This is a genomic window from Kribbella sp. NPDC048837 (assembly GCF_055586945.1).
Genome location: NZ_JBVJHF010000003.1, coordinates 665,300 through 682,031, shown reverse-complemented (window position 1 = coordinate 682,031; position 16,732 = coordinate 665,300). Strand labels below are relative to the sequence as shown.

General features: G+C 69.1%; 21 protein-coding genes. 18 read left to right on the top strand and 3 right to left on the bottom strand.

Annotated features, from left to right (window positions below; all coding sequences use genetic code 11):
* Positions 1 to 13 precede the first annotated feature (13 nt).
* The 6 genes from dxr to ACZ6O0_RS18830 all read left to right on the top strand — a co-directional run bounded on the left by dxr (position 14) and on the right by ACZ6O0_RS18830 (position 5,022).
* Complete coding sequence (dxr, locus tag ACZ6O0_RS18855) at positions 14 to 1,225, top strand: 1-deoxy-D-xylulose-5-phosphate reductoisomerase (RefSeq protein WP_465766195.1); 1,212 nt, start codon at positions 14 to 16, stop codon at positions 1,223 to 1,225.
* The gene (locus ACZ6O0_RS18850) at positions 1,222 to 2,532 is read left to right on the top strand and encodes a M50 family metallopeptidase (RefSeq protein WP_465766194.1); all 1,311 of its coding nucleotides are present in this window, start codon (positions 1,222 to 1,224) and stop codon (positions 2,530 to 2,532) included. Before dxr ends, ACZ6O0_RS18850 begins: the two co-directional genes overlap by 4 nt.
* A 26-nt stretch (positions 2,533 to 2,558) precedes the next feature.
* Positions 2,559 to 3,710 (top strand): flavodoxin-dependent (E)-4-hydroxy-3-methylbut-2-enyl-diphosphate synthase, encoded by a 1,152-nt coding sequence (ispG, locus tag ACZ6O0_RS18845; RefSeq protein WP_465766193.1) that lies wholly within the window; start codon positions 2,559 to 2,561, stop codon positions 3,708 to 3,710.
* Positions 3,711 to 3,798: 88 nt separating this feature from the next.
* Positions 3,799 to 4,053 (top strand): type II toxin-antitoxin system VapB family antitoxin, encoded by a 255-nt coding sequence (locus tag ACZ6O0_RS18840; RefSeq protein WP_465766192.1) that lies wholly within the window; start codon positions 3,799 to 3,801, stop codon positions 4,051 to 4,053.
* Positions 4,050 to 4,472, top strand: coding sequence for a PIN domain-containing protein (locus tag ACZ6O0_RS18835; protein ID WP_465766191.1), 423 nt, complete (start codon positions 4,050 to 4,052; stop codon positions 4,470 to 4,472). The genes ACZ6O0_RS18840 and ACZ6O0_RS18835 overlap by 4 nt, the downstream gene beginning before the upstream one ends.
* On the top strand, positions 4,408 to 5,022 hold the full coding sequence (locus tag ACZ6O0_RS18830) for a nucleosidase (protein WP_465766190.1): 615 nt from the start codon (positions 4,408 to 4,410) through the stop codon (positions 5,020 to 5,022). Before ACZ6O0_RS18835 ends, ACZ6O0_RS18830 begins: the two co-directional genes overlap by 65 nt.
* On the opposite strand, the gene ACZ6O0_RS18825 is transcribed toward ACZ6O0_RS18830, so the two are convergent.
* Complete coding sequence (locus ACZ6O0_RS18825) at positions 5,003 to 5,509, bottom strand: NUDIX domain-containing protein (RefSeq protein WP_465766189.1); 507 nt, start codon at positions 5,507 to 5,509, stop codon at positions 5,003 to 5,005. The genes ACZ6O0_RS18830 and ACZ6O0_RS18825 overlap by 20 nt on opposite strands.
* A gap of 60 nt (positions 5,510 to 5,569) precedes the next feature.
* Between ACZ6O0_RS18825 and ACZ6O0_RS18820 the strand changes: the two genes are divergently transcribed.
* The 11 genes from ACZ6O0_RS18820 (at position 5,570) to ACZ6O0_RS18770 (ending at position 14,507) form a co-directional block, all read left to right on the top strand.
* Positions 5,570 to 6,355, top strand: a complete 786-nt coding sequence (locus tag ACZ6O0_RS18820; protein ID WP_465766188.1) for a cyclase family protein — start codon at positions 5,570 to 5,572, stop codon at positions 6,353 to 6,355.
* Positions 6,352 to 7,965: a thiamine pyrophosphate-binding protein gene (locus ACZ6O0_RS18815; protein WP_465766187.1), complete on the top strand. Its 1,614-nt coding sequence runs from the start codon at positions 6,352 to 6,354 to the stop codon at positions 7,963 to 7,965. The genes ACZ6O0_RS18820 and ACZ6O0_RS18815 overlap by 4 nt, the downstream gene beginning before the upstream one ends.
* A gap of 71 nt (positions 7,966 to 8,036) precedes the next feature.
* Positions 8,037 to 8,405 (top strand): MerR family transcriptional regulator, encoded by a 369-nt coding sequence (locus tag ACZ6O0_RS18810; protein WP_465766186.1) that lies wholly within the window; start codon positions 8,037 to 8,039, stop codon positions 8,403 to 8,405.
* A complete protein-coding gene (gene trxA, locus ACZ6O0_RS18805) occupies positions 8,402 to 8,737 on the top strand; it encodes a thioredoxin (protein ID WP_360371021.1) in 336 nt (111 codons plus the stop codon). Before ACZ6O0_RS18810 ends, trxA begins: the two co-directional genes overlap by 4 nt.
* A 76-nt stretch (positions 8,738 to 8,813) precedes the next feature.
* A complete protein-coding gene (locus ACZ6O0_RS18800) occupies positions 8,814 to 8,978 on the top strand; it encodes a ribbon-helix-helix protein, CopG family (protein WP_465766185.1) in 165 nt (54 codons plus the stop codon).
* A complete protein-coding gene (locus ACZ6O0_RS18795) occupies positions 8,975 to 9,622 on the top strand; it encodes a VOC family protein (protein ID WP_465766184.1) in 648 nt (215 codons plus the stop codon). Before ACZ6O0_RS18800 ends, ACZ6O0_RS18795 begins: the two co-directional genes overlap by 4 nt.
* Positions 9,619 to 10,101, top strand: coding sequence for a GNAT family N-acetyltransferase (locus ACZ6O0_RS18790; protein WP_465766183.1), 483 nt, complete (start codon positions 9,619 to 9,621; stop codon positions 10,099 to 10,101). The genes ACZ6O0_RS18795 and ACZ6O0_RS18790 overlap by 4 nt, the downstream gene beginning before the upstream one ends.
* A gap of 17 nt (positions 10,102 to 10,118) precedes the next feature.
* Positions 10,119 to 11,372, top strand: a complete 1,254-nt coding sequence (locus tag ACZ6O0_RS18785; protein ID WP_465766182.1) for an MFS transporter — start codon at positions 10,119 to 10,121, stop codon at positions 11,370 to 11,372.
* Positions 11,373 to 11,419: 47 nt separating this feature from the next.
* Positions 11,420 to 12,244 carry a GNAT family N-acetyltransferase gene (locus ACZ6O0_RS18780; protein WP_465766181.1) on the top strand — a complete coding sequence of 275 codons (825 nt, stop codon included), beginning with the start codon at positions 11,420 to 11,422 and terminating at the stop codon, positions 12,242 to 12,244.
* A 24-nt stretch (positions 12,245 to 12,268) separates the two neighbouring features.
* Complete coding sequence (locus tag ACZ6O0_RS18775; RefSeq protein ID WP_465766180.1) at positions 12,269 to 12,646, top strand: DoxX family protein; 378 nt, start codon at positions 12,269 to 12,271, stop codon at positions 12,644 to 12,646.
* Positions 12,647 to 12,743: 97 nt separating this feature from the next.
* The gene (locus tag ACZ6O0_RS18770; protein WP_465766179.1) at positions 12,744 to 14,507 is read left to right on the top strand and encodes a proline--tRNA ligase; all 1,764 of its coding nucleotides are present in this window, start codon (positions 12,744 to 12,746) and stop codon (positions 14,505 to 14,507) included.
* Positions 14,508 to 14,565: 58 nt separating this feature from the next.
* Here ACZ6O0_RS18770 and ACZ6O0_RS18765 read toward each other — a convergent pair whose 3' ends face one another.
* The gene (locus ACZ6O0_RS18765; RefSeq protein ID WP_465766178.1) at positions 14,566 to 15,366 is read right to left on the bottom strand and encodes a hypothetical protein; all 801 of its coding nucleotides are present in this window, start codon (positions 15,364 to 15,366) and stop codon (positions 14,566 to 14,568) included.
* Between the two features lie 106 nt (positions 15,367 to 15,472).
* On the opposite strand from ACZ6O0_RS18765, the gene ACZ6O0_RS18760 reads away from it, so the two are divergent.
* A complete protein-coding gene (locus ACZ6O0_RS18760) occupies positions 15,473 to 16,249 on the top strand; it encodes a sulfite exporter TauE/SafE family protein (protein ID WP_465766177.1) in 777 nt (258 codons plus the stop codon).
* Here ACZ6O0_RS18760 and ACZ6O0_RS18755 read toward each other — a convergent pair.
* Positions 16,246 to 16,731 (bottom strand): GAF domain-containing protein, encoded by a 486-nt coding sequence (locus ACZ6O0_RS18755; RefSeq protein WP_465766176.1) that lies wholly within the window; start codon positions 16,729 to 16,731, stop codon positions 16,246 to 16,248. The genes ACZ6O0_RS18760 and ACZ6O0_RS18755 overlap by 4 nt on opposite strands.
* Between the last annotated feature and the right edge of the window lies 1 nt (position 16,732).

The window sequence follows — 16,732 nt, the reverse complement described above, 5'->3', positions numbered from 1 at the left end:
GAACAATGGCGCCGTGAACCCGCGTACCGTCGTCATCCTCGGCTCGACCGGCTCGGTCGGTACCCAGGCGCTCGAGCTGATCGGGCGTAACCGGGACCGGTTCCACGTGCTCGCGCTCTCGGCCGGCGGCGACAACGTCGCACTGCTGGCGGAGCAGGCGCTGGAGTTCGGTGTCGAGGTGGTCGCGGTGGCGAAGGCCACCGTGGCCCAGGACCTGCAGCTCGCGTTCTACGCCGAGGCACAGCGCAAGGGCTACGCGCAGGGCGAGTTCAGGATCCCGAAGATCATCACCGGGCCGGACGCCTCCAGCGAGCTGGCGGCCATGCCGTGTGACGTGGTTCTCAACGGCATCACCGGCTCGGTCGGGCTGCGGCCGACGCTCGCGGCGCTCGACGCGGGAACGACGTTGGCGCTGGCGAACAAGGAGTCGCTGGTGATCGGCGGCCCGATCGTCACCCGCCGGGTGAAGCCGGGCCAGATCGTGCCGGTCGACTCCGAGCACAGCGCGATCGCCCAGTGCCTGCGCAGCGGTACGGCGGACGAGGTCAAGCGGCTCGTGGTCACCGCGAGCGGCGGGCCGTTCCGGGGCCGGTCGCGCGCCGAGATGGCCGACGTCACCCCGGAGCAGGCGATGAACCACCCGACCTGGGACATGGGTCCGGTGATCACGATCAACTCGGCCAACCTGGTGAACAAGGGCCTCGAGGTGATCGAGGCACACCTGCTCTACGGCCTGCCGATGGACCGGATCGAGGTGGTCGTGCACCCGCAGTCGATCGTGCACTCGATGGTGGAGTTCGTGGACGGCTCGACCGTGGCGCAGGCCTCGCCGCCGGACATGCGGCTGCCGATCGCGCTCGCCCTCGGCTGGCCCGACCGGATTCCGGACGCCGCGGCGGCCTGCGACTGGACCACCGCGAGCACCTGGGAGTTCGAGCCGCTCGACGACGAGGCGTTCCCGGCGGTGCAGCTGGCCCGCGAGGTCGGGACCCGCGGCGGGACCGCGCCGGCCGTTTACAACGCCGCCAACGAGGTCTGCGTGCAGGCGTTCCGGGACGGGCGGCTGCCCTTCCTGGCGATCGTCGACACCGTGGCCCGGGTGGTGACCGAACACGACGTACCCTCGTATGAGGAACTGTCCATCGACGACGTACTCGCCGCGGACGGCTGGGCCCGCGCGCGGGCCCGCGAGCTCACCGGCTTACAGGAGACCACGAAGGCATGACCGCGCTTCTCACCATCCTCGGCATCGTGCTGTTCGTCGCCGGGATCCTGATCTCGGTGGCCCTGCACGAGCTGGGTCACATGGTGCCCGCCAAGGCCTTCGGCATGAAGGTGACGCAGTTCTTCGTCGGCTTCGGCCGGACCGTGTGGTCCACCAAGCGCGGCGAGACCGAGTACGGCTTCAAGCTGATCCCGGCCGGTGGCTTCGTCCGGATCATCGGGATGATGCCGCCGTCGAAGGGTGAGGACCCGACGAAGGTGCGCAAGGCGAACACCGGCCCGATCCAGTCGATGGTGGAGAACGCGCGGTCCGCGGAGTACGAGACGATCGCGCCCGAGGACGACGGCCGGCTCTTCTACCAGAAGGTGTGGTGGAAGAAGCTGATCGTGATGGCGTCCGGGCCGATGGTCAACATCGTGATCGCGTTCGTCCTGTTCGGCGGCCTGTTCATGCTGTACGGCGCCAACGTCGCGCAGACGAGTGTGGCCACGGTCACCGACTGCGTGATCCCGGCGTCGCAGGCGACCGCCGACCGCAAGTGCACCGACGCCGACAAGATCTCGCCGGCCAAGCAGGCCGGGTTCCAGGTCGGCGATCGGATCGAGTCCTTCAACGGCACGCAGATCACCAGCTGGGACCAGCTCACCCCGCTGATCCGGGCGAACACCGACAAGGCCGCCACGATCGTTGTCGAGCGCAACGGCCAGCAGGTGACCCTGCAGACCAACACGATCGTCAACCAGGTGCCCGACGAGGCCGGTTCGGACAAGATCGTCTCGGTCGGGTTCCTCGGCGTCTCGCCGGAGATGAAGCTCGAGCGGCAGGACTTCGGGTTCGTCGTCAACAAGATGGGCGAGCTGACCGTCGCCACGGTCAAGGCGATCGGGAACTTCCCGGAGAAGCTGGTCGGCGTGGCCAAGTCGATCGTCGGCGGCAACCGCGACGAGGACAGCCCGATGAGCGTCGTCGGCGCCAGCCGGGTGGCCGGCGAGATCGCCTCGAACCAGTCGCTCACCGGCGGCGAGCGGATCGCCTTCCTGGTCTCGCTGCTCGCCTCGCTGAACCTGTTCCTTGCCCTGTTCAACTTCATCCCGCTGCTGCCGCTGGACGGCGGCCACATGATCGGCGCGATCTGGGAAGGGATCCGGCGTGGTTTCGCGAAGCTGCGCGGCCGGCCCGACCCCGGGTACGTCGACGTCGCCAAGCTGCTGCCGATCGCGTACGTCGCGGCCAGTGTCATCGTGGTGATGGGCGTGCTGCTCGTCATCGCCGACATCGTCAACCCGATCAAGCTCTTCAACGGCTGACCCTCCTCACCAACGGTTAAGGACTCATGAGCATCAACCTGGGCATGCCCGCGCTGCCGCCGCCGACCCTGGCCCCGCGCCGCAAGACCCGCCAGATCAAGGTGGGCAAGGTGCTGGTCGGTGGCGACGCGCCGATCTCGGTGCAGTCGATGACGACGACACTGACCGCGGACGTCAACACCACGCTGCAGCAGATCGCCGAGCTGACCGCGGCCGGCTGCGACATCGTCCGGGTGGCCTGCCCGTCGCAGGACGACGCGGACGCGCTGCCGGAGATCGCGAAGCACTCGCAGATCCCGGTGATCGCGGACATCCACTTCCAGCCCAAGTACGTGTTCGCCGCGATCGAGGCGGGCTGTGCGGCGGTCCGGGTGAACCCGGGCAACATCCGCAAGTTCGACGACCAGGTGAAGGAGATCGCGGCCGCCGCGAAGGACCACGGGACGTCGATCCGGATCGGTGTGAACGCGGGGTCGCTGGATCCGCGGCTGCTGCAGAAGTACGGGAAGGCGACGCCGGAGGCGCTGGTCGAGTCGGCCGTCTGGGAGGCGTCGCTGTTCGAGGAGCACGACTTCCACGACTTCAAGATCTCGGTCAAGCACAACGACCCGGTCGTCATGGTCCGCGCGTACGAACTGCTCTCCGAGCGGGGCGACTGGCCGCTGCACCTCGGCGTGACCGAGGCCGGGCCGGCCTTCCAGGGCACGATCAAGTCGTCGGTCGCGTTCGGCGCGCTGCTGTCGAAGGGCATCGGCGACACCATCCGGGTCTCGCTGTCCGCGCCGCCGGTCGAGGAGGTCAAGGTCGGCCTGCAGATCCTGCAGTCGCTGAACCTGCGCGAGCGCAAGCTCGAGATCGTCTCCTGCCCGTCCTGCGGCCGCGCCCAGGTGGACGTCTACACCCTGGCCGAGCAGGTCACCGCCGGCCTCGAAGGCATGGAGGTCCCGCTCCGCGTCGCCGTCATGGGCTGCGTCGTGAACGGCCCCGGCGAGGCCCGCGAGGCCGACCTCGGTGTCGCCTCCGGCAACGGCAAGGGCCAGATCTTCGTCAAGGGTGAGGTCATCAAGACCGTCCCGGAATCCGCCATCGTCGAAACCCTCATCGAAGAAGCCCTCCGCATCGCCGAACAAATGGGCGAGTTAGCCGGCTCAGGCGACCCCACTGTCACCGTCAGCTGACCTGCACCAAGATCTCACCGATCTTGGTGCACTGATGCGGCTCCAGTTGGTGCCATAGATTGGCATTGGCTGGTGTATTGTCGATGTCATGACGCGCATCTCCGTGGACGTGAACGACGAGTGGCTCGAGGCCGCGCGCGCCGAGCTGGGCACTGACAGCAAGGTCGAGACGATCAACGCCGCCCTCCGCGAGTTCGCCGATCGCAGGCGGGCGAAGGAGCTGATCGAGACGCTCGACGAGGTGGACCTGGACTTCAGCCAGTCCCCGGACGGATGGCGGTACGGCGGTGGGCGTGACCTGAGCCGGCTGGAGAAGGACGCCCGGGAGGCGCGCTCCGCATGATGGCCGGCGCCGCTTACCTGGCGGACACGACGGTCTTCGTCCTCCGTGGCCGTCACGACGACGTGAAGAAGAGGTTCGACAGCCTGCTGATCGAGGGGCGGCTGGCGTTCTGCCAGATGGTGCTCCTCGAGTGCCTGAACAACGCTCCCGACCCCAAGTCGTATGAGCGGCTGTGGGCGACGCTGCACGGACAGCGGTGGGTGGACGTCACGGCCGAGGCGATGGACCGTGCGCTGGACGTCCACCGGTCACTTGCCAAGAAGAGTCACCGTCGGAACTTCAAACTGCCGGACCTGGTCATCGCGGCGACCGCCGAGTTGGCGGGGCTGACGGTGCTGCATTACGACGAGGACTATGACCGGATCGCGAAGATCACGGGGCAGCCGGTCGAGTGGGTCGTGCCGAAGGGATCGCTCTGAGGTGACCGAGTACCTGGTGGTGAGTGCTGTTGCCGGGGAGGCTCGGTATGTGCCGGAGGGGGTGCCGGTGATCGTTACTGGGGTGGGGAAGACTGCGGCGGCGGTGGCGGTTAGTCGGGCGTTGGTGGGGCGGGATACGGCTGACCTGGTGGTGCTGAATGTTGGGACTACCGGCGCGCTCAGGGATGGGTTGGCGGGGTTGTACTTGCCGAGCACTGTCATCAACCACGATGTGAATGCGGAGGCGATTCGGGCGATCGGCCTGGACCCGCAGGACGAGCTGCACGTCGAAGGTGGGGACGGGACGGTGCTTGCGTCGGGGGACGTGTTCGTGACGGATCCCGTCGTACGGGCGCGGTTGGCGGAGCGGGCGGATCTGGTGGACATGGAGGCGTACGGCGTCGTCTACGCGTGCCGTGAGTTCGGTGTGCCGGTGCGGGTCGTGAAGCATGTGTCGGACTCGGCCGACGAGGCGGCGCTGGACTGGCCGGCGCTCGTCGACGCCAGCGCGAAGGTGCTGGGGGAGTGGGTCAGCGACTTCGTGCGCTGAGCCACTCGAGCACGGCGGTCTCCCGCACCAGCCAGCGCATCACCCCGACACCGCTCGCCAGCACCCGGCGGTTCGCGGCCAGCGCCTCGTCCACCTCCACCCACGAAGGTGTCAGCTCCAGGTCGGCCTCGTAGCCCTCGAGTTGCTGGTCTCCGGCTGGCGATCCGCCGGAGCACACGAAGTAGTACGAGGTCATGCCGAAGATGTCGTACTCCGGCTCGGCCGCAGGCACCTCCTCCCGGGTCGTGCCGAGTTCCTCGCCGACCACCACGTCGGCGTACCCGCACTCCTCGCGGAACTCGCGGCGCAACGCCGATTCGAACGACTCGCCGGGCTCGACACCGCCGCCGGGGAACTTGTAGTCGCCGTGGCGCGAGGCGAGCAGCAGCAACTCGCGCCCGCGGAAGAGCACACCGCGGACCGCGGTCCGCTCGACCAGCCGTCCGCCGGACGGGAGTCCCGGCGAACGAAAGATCCCCAGCAGCATGCGGTCTATGCTGACCTGGCCTTGGGGTCAAGGTTCATCGTCTTTCCCATGGAGGTCCGCATGACCGGCTCGTCGCCCTTGTCGGTACTCGTCGCAGCGCTCGCCGACGGCTCGATCGAGGTGGTGGATCTGACGTCGCCGCTGTCCGCGTCGACGCCGGTGATCCAGCTGCCGCCGGAGTTCGGGCAGACGGCGCGGTTCGCACTCGACGAGATCAGCAGGTACGACGACCGCGGGCCGGCGTGGTACTGGAACAACTTCACCAGCGGCGAGCACACCGGCACCCACTTCGACGCGCCGAACCACTGGGTCACCGGCAAGGACCTCGCCGACGTGGCGTCGGTCCCGGTCAACCGGTTGATCGCGCCGGCCGTCGTACTCGACTTCACCGCCGAAGTCGAGAAGAACCCCGACTTCCTCGTCGAGGTCGACCACCTCAAGGCCTGGGAGGCGGAGAACGTCCCGCTGCCCGATGGTGGCTGGCTGTTCGTACGCACGGGGTGGGATGCGCGGTCGCACTCGCAGGAGGCGTTCCTCAACGCCGACGAGACCGGGCCGCACACGCCGGGCCTGTCGCCGGAGTGTGCGCGCTGGGTCGCGCAAGAGTCGCCCGTCCTCGGCCTCGGTGTCGAGACCGTCGGCACCGACGCCGGGAAGGCGCACTCGTTCGACCCGCCGTTCCCGTGCCACTCCTACCTGATGGGCAGCGACAAGTACGGGTTGACGCAGTTGCAGAACCTCGCCGCGCTGCCGCCGACCGGCGCTGTCGTCATCGCCGGACCGTTGCCGATCGTCAGCGGTTCCGGCGCTCCCGCACGAGTGCTCGCGCTGGTCGAACGCCGATGAACGTCGCGGTCGCCGTCGGTCGCGCGCTGGCGGCCGCCGGCGTCCGCCAGGTGTTCGGCGTGATCGGGTCGGGCAACTTCCACCTGACGAACGCGATGGTGGCCGGCGGCGCGCGGTTCGTCGCCGCGCGGCACGAGGGCGGCGCGGCCACGATGGCCGACGCGTACGCGCGGATGAGCGGGACGGTCACCGCGCTCTCGGTCCATCAGGGCTGCGGCCTGACGAACGCGATGACCGGGATCGCCGAGGCCGCGAAGAGCCGGACGCCGATGGTCGTCGTGGCGGCCGACGTCACCGAGCCGCGGTCGAACTTCTACGTCGACCAGGACGCGCTCGCCCGTTCGGTGGGTGCGGTGCCGGTGCGGATCACCTCGGCGGAGACCGCGGTGGCGGCGGCGCAACAAGCGGTCGCGACGGCCGTTCGTGAACGCCGTACGGTGCTGCTGAACGTTCCGCTTCCCGTGCAGGCGTTGGAGATTCCCGCCGAGGCAACGGCCGTCGAACCGCCGGTACGCGACGCGGTCGTGCCGGACGCCTCCGAGGTCGCGACCCTGACGGACCTGCTGCGTCGCGCGGAGCGACCGGTGTTCGTCGCGGGACGCGGGTCCCGTGGACATCGACAGGCCCTTGAATTGCTGGCGGAACGCTGTGGCGCGCTCCTCGCGACGTCGGCCGTCGCGCACGGTCTGTTCAACGGCAACCCCTGGTCGCTCGGGATCTCGGGAGGCTTCGCCTCGCCCCGGACCGCCGAGCTGATCCGCGAGGCCGACCTCATTGTGGGTTGGGGATGCGCGCTGAACATGTGGACGATGCGGCACGGTCAGCTGATCGGACCCGACGCGACCGTGGTGCAGGTCGACGACGACGCGTCGGCGCTCGGCGTGCATCGCGAGATCCAGCTGGGCGTCACCGGCGACGTCGAGCTCACCGCGACGATGGTGCTCGACGCGTTCGGCGAGCAGCGGGTGGGCTTTCGCACGACCGAGCCCGGCAGTGTGCGCTGGCGGGACGTCGCGTACGACGACACGAGTACGGCGGAGCGGATCGACCCACGGACGCTCAGCATCGCGCTCGACGACCTCCTGCCGGCCGAACGCGTCCTCGCCGTCGACTCGGGCAACTTCATGGGCTACCCGAGCGCCTACCTCTCGGTGCCGGACGAGAACGGCCTCTGCTTCACCCAGGCGTTCCAGTCGATCGGGTTGGGGCTGGCCACCGCGATCGGTGCCGCGCTGGCGCAGCCGGACCGGCTGCCCGTCGCCGCACTCGGCGACGGCGGTGCGCTGATGAGCGCCGCGGAGCTGGACACCGTCCGCCGGCTCGGCCTGCCGATGCTGGTGGTCGTGTACAACGACGAGGCGTACGGCGCCGAGGTGCACCACTTCGGTCCCGGTGGGTACCCGCTGGACACGGTGACGTTCCCGCCGACCGATCTCGCCGCGATCGGCCGGGGCTACGGCTTCAAGGCTGCGACCGTACGCACCGTCGGCGATCTCGCCGCGGTCACGGAGTGGTTGGACGGACCACGGTCGGCGCCGATGCTCGTGGACGCGAAGGTCGTCGCGGACCACCCGTCGTGGTGGCTGGAGGAGGCGTTCCGCGGCCATTGACGCCCTCCGGGCTACGCTGGCTTGACCTTGACCCTGGGGTCAAGGTTTAGCGTCGGGGTGAAGGAGGCGGGATGCGGATCAGCGATCTGGCGGCCGAGGCCGGAGTGACGGTCAAGGCGGTGCGGTACTACGAGTCGCAGGGGCTGCTCAAGCCACGCCGGGAGGCCAACGGCTACCGGTCGTACGAAGCGGACGACGTGGTCGTGGTCCGCGAGGTGAAGGCGCTGCTGAGCCTCGGGCTGACCGCGGAGCAGACGTACCCGTTCATCGAGTGCCTGCGGGCCGGCAACGAGCGGGCGGATGTCTGCCCGGCGTCGCTGACGGCGTACCGGACCCGGATCGCCGACGTGGACCGGCGGATCGCGGAACTCACCGACCTGCGGGCCCGGCTGACCGACCTCCTGACCGATGCCGAGAGCTGGAGGACGAACCAACGATGAGTGATCTGCGGACGGTCGACGAGTCGACCTTCGACGAACTGGTACTGCGCGCCGACAAGCCAGTGCTGGTGGACTTCTGGGCCCAGTGGTGCCCGCCCTGCCACCAGATCGCACCGGTGCTCGCCCAGATCGGTGCCGAGCGCAACGATCAGCTGACCGTGCTGAAACTGAACTCCGACGAGAACCCGGCCGTCTCGGCCCGCTACCGGGTGATGGCACTGCCGACACTGATGCTGTTCCACCGCGGCGAGGTGATCTGGTCCGTCGTCGGCGCCCGCCCGAAGCACAAACTCCTCAAGGAACTCGACGACGCCCTGCTCGCCGCGGTCTGAGTCGACCAGCCGACGGCGATCAGCGATCGCCGTCGGCTGTTGACGATTAGCTGTCTAGGATGCTAGCAATATAGCCATGGTGAGTGAGCGCGACAAGAAGGTGCAGTTCAACGTGTACCTGCCGCCGGAGCTGGTGCGGCGGGTGAAGCACAAGGCGATCGACGAGACGGCGAGTCTGTCCGCGCTGGTCGAGCAGGCGCTGACCGAGTTCCTGGACAAGCATGGGGAGGCCCGAGGATGAACGACGTGGTGATCAGGCCGTTGCGGTTCACGGCGGACGTGGATGCGATGCGCGCGTTCCTGGAGACGCTGGGGCTGCGGTCGCGGATCGAGTCCGAGCGCGGCGGCTGGACCGTCCTGCTGGCCGGCCGGGGAGCGGTCTCGCTGCACGATGCCGCCACCAGCGACACCCGCAGTCCGTCCGGGCGGACCAACCTGACGTTCGAGGCGGCGGACATCGACGAGCTGAAGGTGACCCTCGAGAGCGCCGGGTACGACGATGCGACGGTGTGGGACGAGGCGTTCGGGCGGGTGCTGTCGGCGACCGGACCGGACGGGACGAAGTTATGGATCGACGATCGCCACGACGACCTCTACGGTTACAAGGTGCATGAGACCGCCCCGGACAAGCGGTGGTCGGTGACTCCGCGCCTGTCCGGCGCCGACCAGGCCGCCTGGGAGCGGGTCCTCGAGGTGATCGGGACCGACCAGCGGGTCTACTTCGGCCCGGGTACGGCGTACGCCGTCCGCCTGGAGCTCACCACCACCGAGGATCTGGACGACGTCCTGCGGCGACTCGTCGACGCCGGGTACGCCGCGAACCGGACGGGCGACCGGCTGGAGATCGTGGATCCGGACGGGGAGACGGTGGTGGTGCACGGGTGATCGAGGTACGAAGGGCCGAGCTCTCCGAGGTCGAGGCGGTGCGGCACATCGGGGTGACGACCTGGCCGGTCGCGTACGCCGGCCTGGCGTCCGAGGAGTTCATCAACCACGGAGTCACCCAGTGGTGGTCGCCGGAGGCCGTCGAATGGGGGATCCGCAACGGGATCACCCTGGTCGCGGCCGACGGCGACGACCTGGTCGGGATGGTCGGTCTCGGGCGTGAGGGCGACTCGTGGGTGATGTGGAAGCTGTACGTGCTGCCCGAGCATCAGGGCAAGGGCGTCGGCAAGGCACTGCTCGACGCCGCGATCGCCGCGCTTCCGGACGGTACGACGCAGCTGCTGCTGGACGTCCTGGTCGGCAACGAGAAGGCGATCGGCTTCTACCGGGCCCACGGGTTCACCGAGGCCCACGAGACACCGGACCGGGATCTCGGCGTCGAGCTGATGTGGATGGTCATTGACCTCCACCGGACGTGAAGTTGGAAGATTCCGCCATGACGAGGCTGCGCGACGACCCGGACTTCCGGCGGTACTGGCTGGCCCGGGCGCTGTCGATCACCGGGTCGATGGTCACCGCGATCGCGTTGCCGGTGCTCGTCTACCGGTTGAGCGGTTCGACCCTTCTGACGGCGTTGGTGACCGCGCTCGAATCAGCGCCGTACCTGCTGACCGGTCTGTTCGCGGGCGCCCTCTCCGATCGGTGGAACCGGCGCCGGGTGATGGTGACCTCGGATCTGGTCAACGCGGTGCTGATCGGGTCGATCCCGGTCGCCCACCTGCTCGGCGTGCTGACCGTCGCGCAGGTGCTCGTGGTCGCGTTCACCGTGCAAAGCGTCTACACGTTCTTCGACGGAGCGAACTTCGGCGCCCTGCCGGTGCTCGTCGGCCGGGCCAAGGTGGCGCAGGCGAACTCGGCGGTCTGGACGGCCTCGAGTCTGATCGAGTTGTTCGTCCCACCGCTGACAGGCTTGACCTTGGCGGTGCTGAGTCCGGCCACGCTGCTCACGCTCGACGCACTGAGTTTCGTCGCCTCGGCCCTCGCCGTACGCGGGATCATCCGCGCCTTGTCCGAGCGGCGCGACGGACTGCCGCCGCTGCGTCCGCGAGTGGTCCTGGCCGACATCGCCCAAGGCCTCCGCTACCTGGTCCGGCATCCGGGCGTGCGGACGATGACGCTCGTCGGCAGCCTGCAGTCGTTCGGCGGCGGTGGATTCATGGCGCTGATCGTGGTCTGGTGCGACCAGGTCCTGCACGTCGGTACGTCGGGACTTCGGTTCGGACTCGTGTGGGGCACGTGGGGGATCGGCGGCCTGATCGCAGCCGTCGGCCTGCCCAAGTTGCTGAAACGGCTGCAGCCGGCGGCGATCACGCTCTACGCGCTCCCGGTCTCGGCGCTGGCCGGCGTCCTCTCGCCGTTGGCGCCCGGGTGGATCGCGGCCGCGCTCGCGTTGCTGGTGTGGGGATCGGCGTACATGTTGGTGATCGTCAACGCGATCTCGTACCGGCAGCAGGTCACTCCGGAGCAGTTGCTCGGCCGGGTCAACACGGCGGCGCGGATGTTGTCGTGGGGCGTCGGCTGGACGCTCGGCTCGGTGCTCGGCGGCATCCTCGGCAAGCAGTTCGGTATCCGGGCCGGCATGGTGCTGATGGGGCTGGCCGGCTTCGTCGCCGTACTGGTCGCGTGGACCTCACCACTGCGACGTGCCGCCGGCGGACTCGATCCGGAACCCGACCAGGCCGCGGTTTGACCGGCCCCTTGCATGCCCGGACGGTGAGTATCCGCTAGGTTCTGCGCGTGGGCGTACGGGTTCTCGGTCCTCGTGACCTCGCGGCGGCGCGTGCGGTCATCGCCCGCGACCCAGTCGTGAACGTGTTCGTGGACAGCCTCGTCCAGGCGTCCGGACTCGACCCGCGCCGCGGCGCGGAGGTCTGGGGGTACGTCGAGAAGGGTGCGCTGGAGGCCCTGTGTCACGCCGGCGGCAACATGGTGCCGGTCGGCGCGGACGATCCCGCTCTGCGCGCGTTCGCGGCGTACGCGCTGCGCCGGGGCCGGAACTGTTTCCAGATCCTCGGCCAGGCACACGCCGTCGACCAGTTGTGGCGCATCCTCGAACCGCACTGGGGACCCGCCCGCGAGGTACGGGACAGTCAGCCGTTCATGGTGATCGAGGGCTCGCCGCTGATCGAGCCGGATCCGCTGGTGCGCGCGGTCGAGCCGGTGGAGCTGCCGGTGCTGTACCCGGCGTGTGTGGCGATGTACACCGAGGAGGTCGGCGTACCGCCGCAGACCGGGCCGGACGGGACGTTCTACCGGTCGCGGGTGGCCGAGCTGATCCGGGCCGGGCGGGCGTTCGCGCGGATCGAGGACGGCCGGGTGGTGTTCAAGGCCGAGGTCGGGTCGGTCGGCACCGGGGTCTGCCAGATCCAAGGGGTCTGGGTGGATCCGGAGTTCCGTGGCCGCGGGCTGGCCGCGCCGGGGATGGCGGCGGTGGTCGAGCTGGCCCGGCAGATCGCGCCGGTGGTGACGCTGTACGTGAATGGGTTCAACCTGCCGGCGCGGGCGGCGTACGAACGCGTCGGGTTCCGCACCATCGAGACGTTCGCGACGATTCTTTTCTGACTACCGGCGAGTAAGCTCCGGCGCATGGCGTCTCGGAGCAAGACCACCACCGGCCTGGCCGTCCTGTTCGGCGTTCTCGGCACCTTGCATTTCGTGAAACCGCGGCCGTTCGAGCAGATCGTGCCCAAGGCGTTGCCCCGGAAGAAGGAACTCGTTTACGCCTCCGGCGTGGCAGAACTGGCGTGTGCGGCCGGTTTGCTGCACCCGCGCACGCGACGGGTGGCGGGGCTGGCCAGCGCGGGACTGCTGGTGGCGATCTTTCCCGCGAACGTGCAGATGGCTGCTGACCTGCAGCGCAACGGATCCCCGGCCGCTCAAGCGATCGCTTGGGCCCGGTTGCCGTTGCAGATCCCGTTGATCCGCTGGGCGCTGAAGGCCGCCCGCGAGGGCCGGGCCGCGTGAGGCTGTGGATAACGTGGTGAGAGCATTACCGCCGGGCCGATATTCTCTGTTCCGTCCGATGTTGTTTTCCTGACCCCTTGCACGCTTGGAGACTCCCGTGATTCTGCGCCTGTCGTCGCTGTTCCTTCGCACCCTTCGCGAGGATCCGGCGGACGCGGAGGTCCCGAGCCACAAACTGCTCGTCCGCGCCGGGTACATCCGGCGGGCCGCGCCCGGCATCTACACCTGGCTGCCGCTGGGTCTGCGGGTGCTGCGCAACGTCGAGCGGATCGTGCGCGAGGAGATGGACGCGATCGGCGCGCAGGAGCTGGTGTTCCCGGCGCTGCTGCCCCGCGAGCCCTACGAGGCGACCGGCCGCTGGACCGAGTACGGGCCGAACATCTTCCGGCTGAAGGACCGCAAGGGCGCCGACATGCTGCTCGGTCCGACGCACGAGGAGATGTTCACGCTGGTCGTGAAGGATCTGTACTCGTCGTACAAGGACCTCCCGCTGTCGATCTACCAGATCCAGAACAAGTACCGCGACGAGGCGCGGCCGCGGGCCGGCGTGCTGCGCGGGCGCGAGTTCGTCATGAAGGACTCGTACTCGTTCGACGTCGACGACGAGGGCCTCGCCGCGTCGTACGAGCTGCACCGCGAGGCGTACATCAAGATCTTCGACCGGCTCGGCTTCGACTACGTGATCGTCAAGGCGATGTCCGGTGCGATGGGCGGCTCGCGGTCGGAGGAGTTCCTCGCGATCGCCGAGAACGGTGAGGACACCTTCGTCCGCTCGCCCGGTGGGTACGCCGCCAACGTCGAGGCGGTCGTGGTCCCGCAGGCCGCGCCGGTCGACGCGTCCGGTGTGCCCGCGTCCGAGGTGGTCGACACTCCGGACACGCCGACCATCGACACCGTGGTGGACGCGCTGAACGCGAAGCACGCGCGGACCGACGGGCGTGAGTGGACCGCCGCGGACACGTTGAAGAACGTGCTCGTCATGCTGGTGAACCCCGACGGCACGCGTGAGCCGCTGGCGATCGGCGTACCGGGGGACCGGGCGATCGACGAGAAGCGGCTCGGTGCGCAGGTGGAGCCGGCCGAGGTGGTGGCCTTCGAGGAGGCGGACTTCGAGAAGTACCCGTCGCTGGCGAAGGGCTACATCGGCCCGGGCGTGCTGGGATCGGAGAACACCTCCGGCATCCGCTACCTGCTCGACCCCCGGGTCGCCGAAGGGTCCGCCTGGGCGACGGGTGCGGACAAGTCCGGCTTCCACGTGATCAACCTGGTGTACGGCCGCGACTTCACCGCCGACGGCACGATCCAGGCCGCCGAGGTGCGCGACGGTGACGAGGCGCCGGACGGCTCGGGTCCGCTGGCGAGCGCGCGCGGGATCGAGATGGGGCATATCTTCCAGCTCGGCAGGAAGTACGCCGAGGCGCTCGACCTCAAGGTGCTCGACCAGAACGGCAAGCTCGTCACGGTCACGATGGGCTCCTACGGTGTCGGCGTCACCCGCGCGGTGGCCGCGATCGCCGAGGGCAACCACGACGAGCTCGGCCTGGTCTGGCCGCGCGAGATCGCGCCGGCCGACATCCACCTTGTTGCCACCGGCAAGGACAGTGAGGTGTTCGAGAAAGCGGCGGAGATCGCGGCCGAGCTCGAGTCCCGCGGGCTCAGCGTGATCTACGACGACCGGGAGAAGGTCTCGCCGGGGGTGAAGTTCAAGGACGCCGAGCTGCTGGGCATCCCCACGATCGCCGTCGTCGGCAAGGGTCTCGTCGACGGCACGATCGAGGTCAAGGACCGTCGCTCCGGCGACCGCGCCGACATCCCCGTCGCCGACATCGTCGACCACTTGGTCAGCACCGTCCGCGGCTGACGTCCGCTTCGCACTGCAGCAGGCCGTTCTCCTGAGGGAGGACGGCCTGCCGCCGGTTTCAGGGGCGGACCCAGACGGTCCAGCGTTCCAAGCGGAGGTAGTCGAGGCGTTGGTAGACGGGCTGGCCGTCGTCGGAGGCGATCAACGCCGCGGGGTGGTCGGGGTGGTGGATGGTGGCGGCCCAGGTGACGGCGGCGCCGGCGCCGCGGCCGCGGGCGGCCGGCATCACGGCGACGTTCTCGACGATGGTGAGGCCGGCGGCGTGATGCCCGGTCGAGGTGGCGAGCGGTACGTCGCCGTCGTAGCCGACCCAGACATCGGAGCCTTCGAGGAAGGACGCGCCATAGACGGCGCCGGGCTGGAAGGGCTGGAGCTCGGGCAGTGGGTAGCCCTCGACCAGGACGCGCTCGGCGTCGGCGAGACCGGCGGCGTCGGTGACCTGGCGGATCTCGAGATCCGTGATCGGGGGAGCGGTCGTGCTGACCGGGAAGCGGACCATCAGCGGCGGGTGGCCGGCCAGCGCCAGACCGTGCTCGCGGAGATCGCGGGTCGGCCAGGCGCTGACGAACAGGTACGGCACGTTGTTCGGGAGTTCGCGGTTGGCGTCGGCGATGATGTCGGCCGGGTCGACGGGCTGCTTCGGGACGACCCAGTTCGTGAGCGCTCCGCGGTCGCCGAGGATGCCGCCGGCCCAGGTGTCGCCGTCGTACCACGGCTTGCCGGCCCGGCGCGGGCCGTCGACCGCCCAGGACGCGTGCGCCAGGACGGCCTGGCGGACGAGCGAGTCAGCCTGATCGAGGTCCGGTTCCCAGCCGGTGGCGAGGGTCTCGCCCTCGGGTGGCAGGATCGACGACGCCATCTGCCCACTGTGGCACCGGCGACGTGGTTTGTCTCTCATTCCACCGTGTAAGGGTTGAGCGGAATAATGCCCTTACCTGATCATCGGGGCGTGAGGATCTCCCGCCGTGCCTGATGTTTCGTTGTGGACCCTGCTCTTCCTGGTGATCGCGGCCTTCGCGGCCGGCTGGATCGACGCGGTGGTCGGAGGCGGCGGGTTGCTCCAGCTGCCCGCGATGCTGCTCGGCCTGCCGAACGCGTCCCCGGCGCAGATCCTGTCGACCAACAAGATCTCGTCGTTGTGCGGTACGGCGACCAGCGCGGTCACGTTCGGCGTGAAGGTCCGCCCCGACAAGAAGACCGTCGTACCGATGGCGATCCTGGCCGGGCTGGGAGCCGCGGCCGGGGCGCTGGTGGCGACCAAGATCCCGATGTCGTGGTTCAAGCCGATCGTGCTGGTGCTGCTGATCGCCGTCGCGATCTACACCGCGCTCAAGCCGTCACTGGGTGCCCGGACGGCACTCCGCTTCGACGGTCGGGACCACTACGTCGCGGCGAGTGCGGTCGGCGTATTGATCGGCTTCTACGACGGCGCGGTCGGCCCGGGCACGGGGTCGTTCCTGATCTTCGCGCTGGTCGGCTTCCTCGGTTACAACTTCCTCCAGGCCAGTGCGAAGGCCAAGATCGCGAACGTCGCCACCAACCTCGGCGCGATCATCATCTTCGCGCTGCACGGCTCACCGCTGTGGCTGCTCGGCCTGATCATGGGCGCGGCCAACATGCTCGGCGGGCTGCTCGGCGCCCGGACCGCGGTGGCGCGCGGCAGCCGCTTCGTCCGGGTGATCTTCCTGGTCGTGGTCTCGGCCCTGATCCTCCGCCTGGCCTACGACGTCTTCCACGGTTAGTGCTTGCTGAACGTGGGCGCCCATGGAGCGTTGTCGAGGCCGATGCGCCGGATCGCGGTGGCGGTCCGGGCGGCGAGGTCCTGCAGCGCGGCGATCTCGTCCGGGCCGGGCTGGTAGCGGTGGGACCAGTACGCGCCGATGGCGGCGACCGGGGTGGGCGACCCGACCGGGACCATGACGAGACTGCGGACGAACGTCGGGAGGTAGGCGTCGAGCGGGATGCGGTCGTCGACGGTGATGTCGGGGACGACGGCGGTGGCCTCGTGCAGCATGGCCCAGCCGCTGATGCAGGCGGTGATGGGGAACCGCTGCCCCTTCCACAGCGGCGCGATCGCGTCCTCGTCGGCGTAGAAGCAGCGGTCGTCCTCGCGGAGGACGAACGTCGCTCCGTGCGCGCCGGTCCGCTGCCGTGCCTCGACCCGGACGACCTGTCCGACCTCGTCGAGTGATCGGGCTGTTTCGAGCCCTATCAGTTGCGTCATG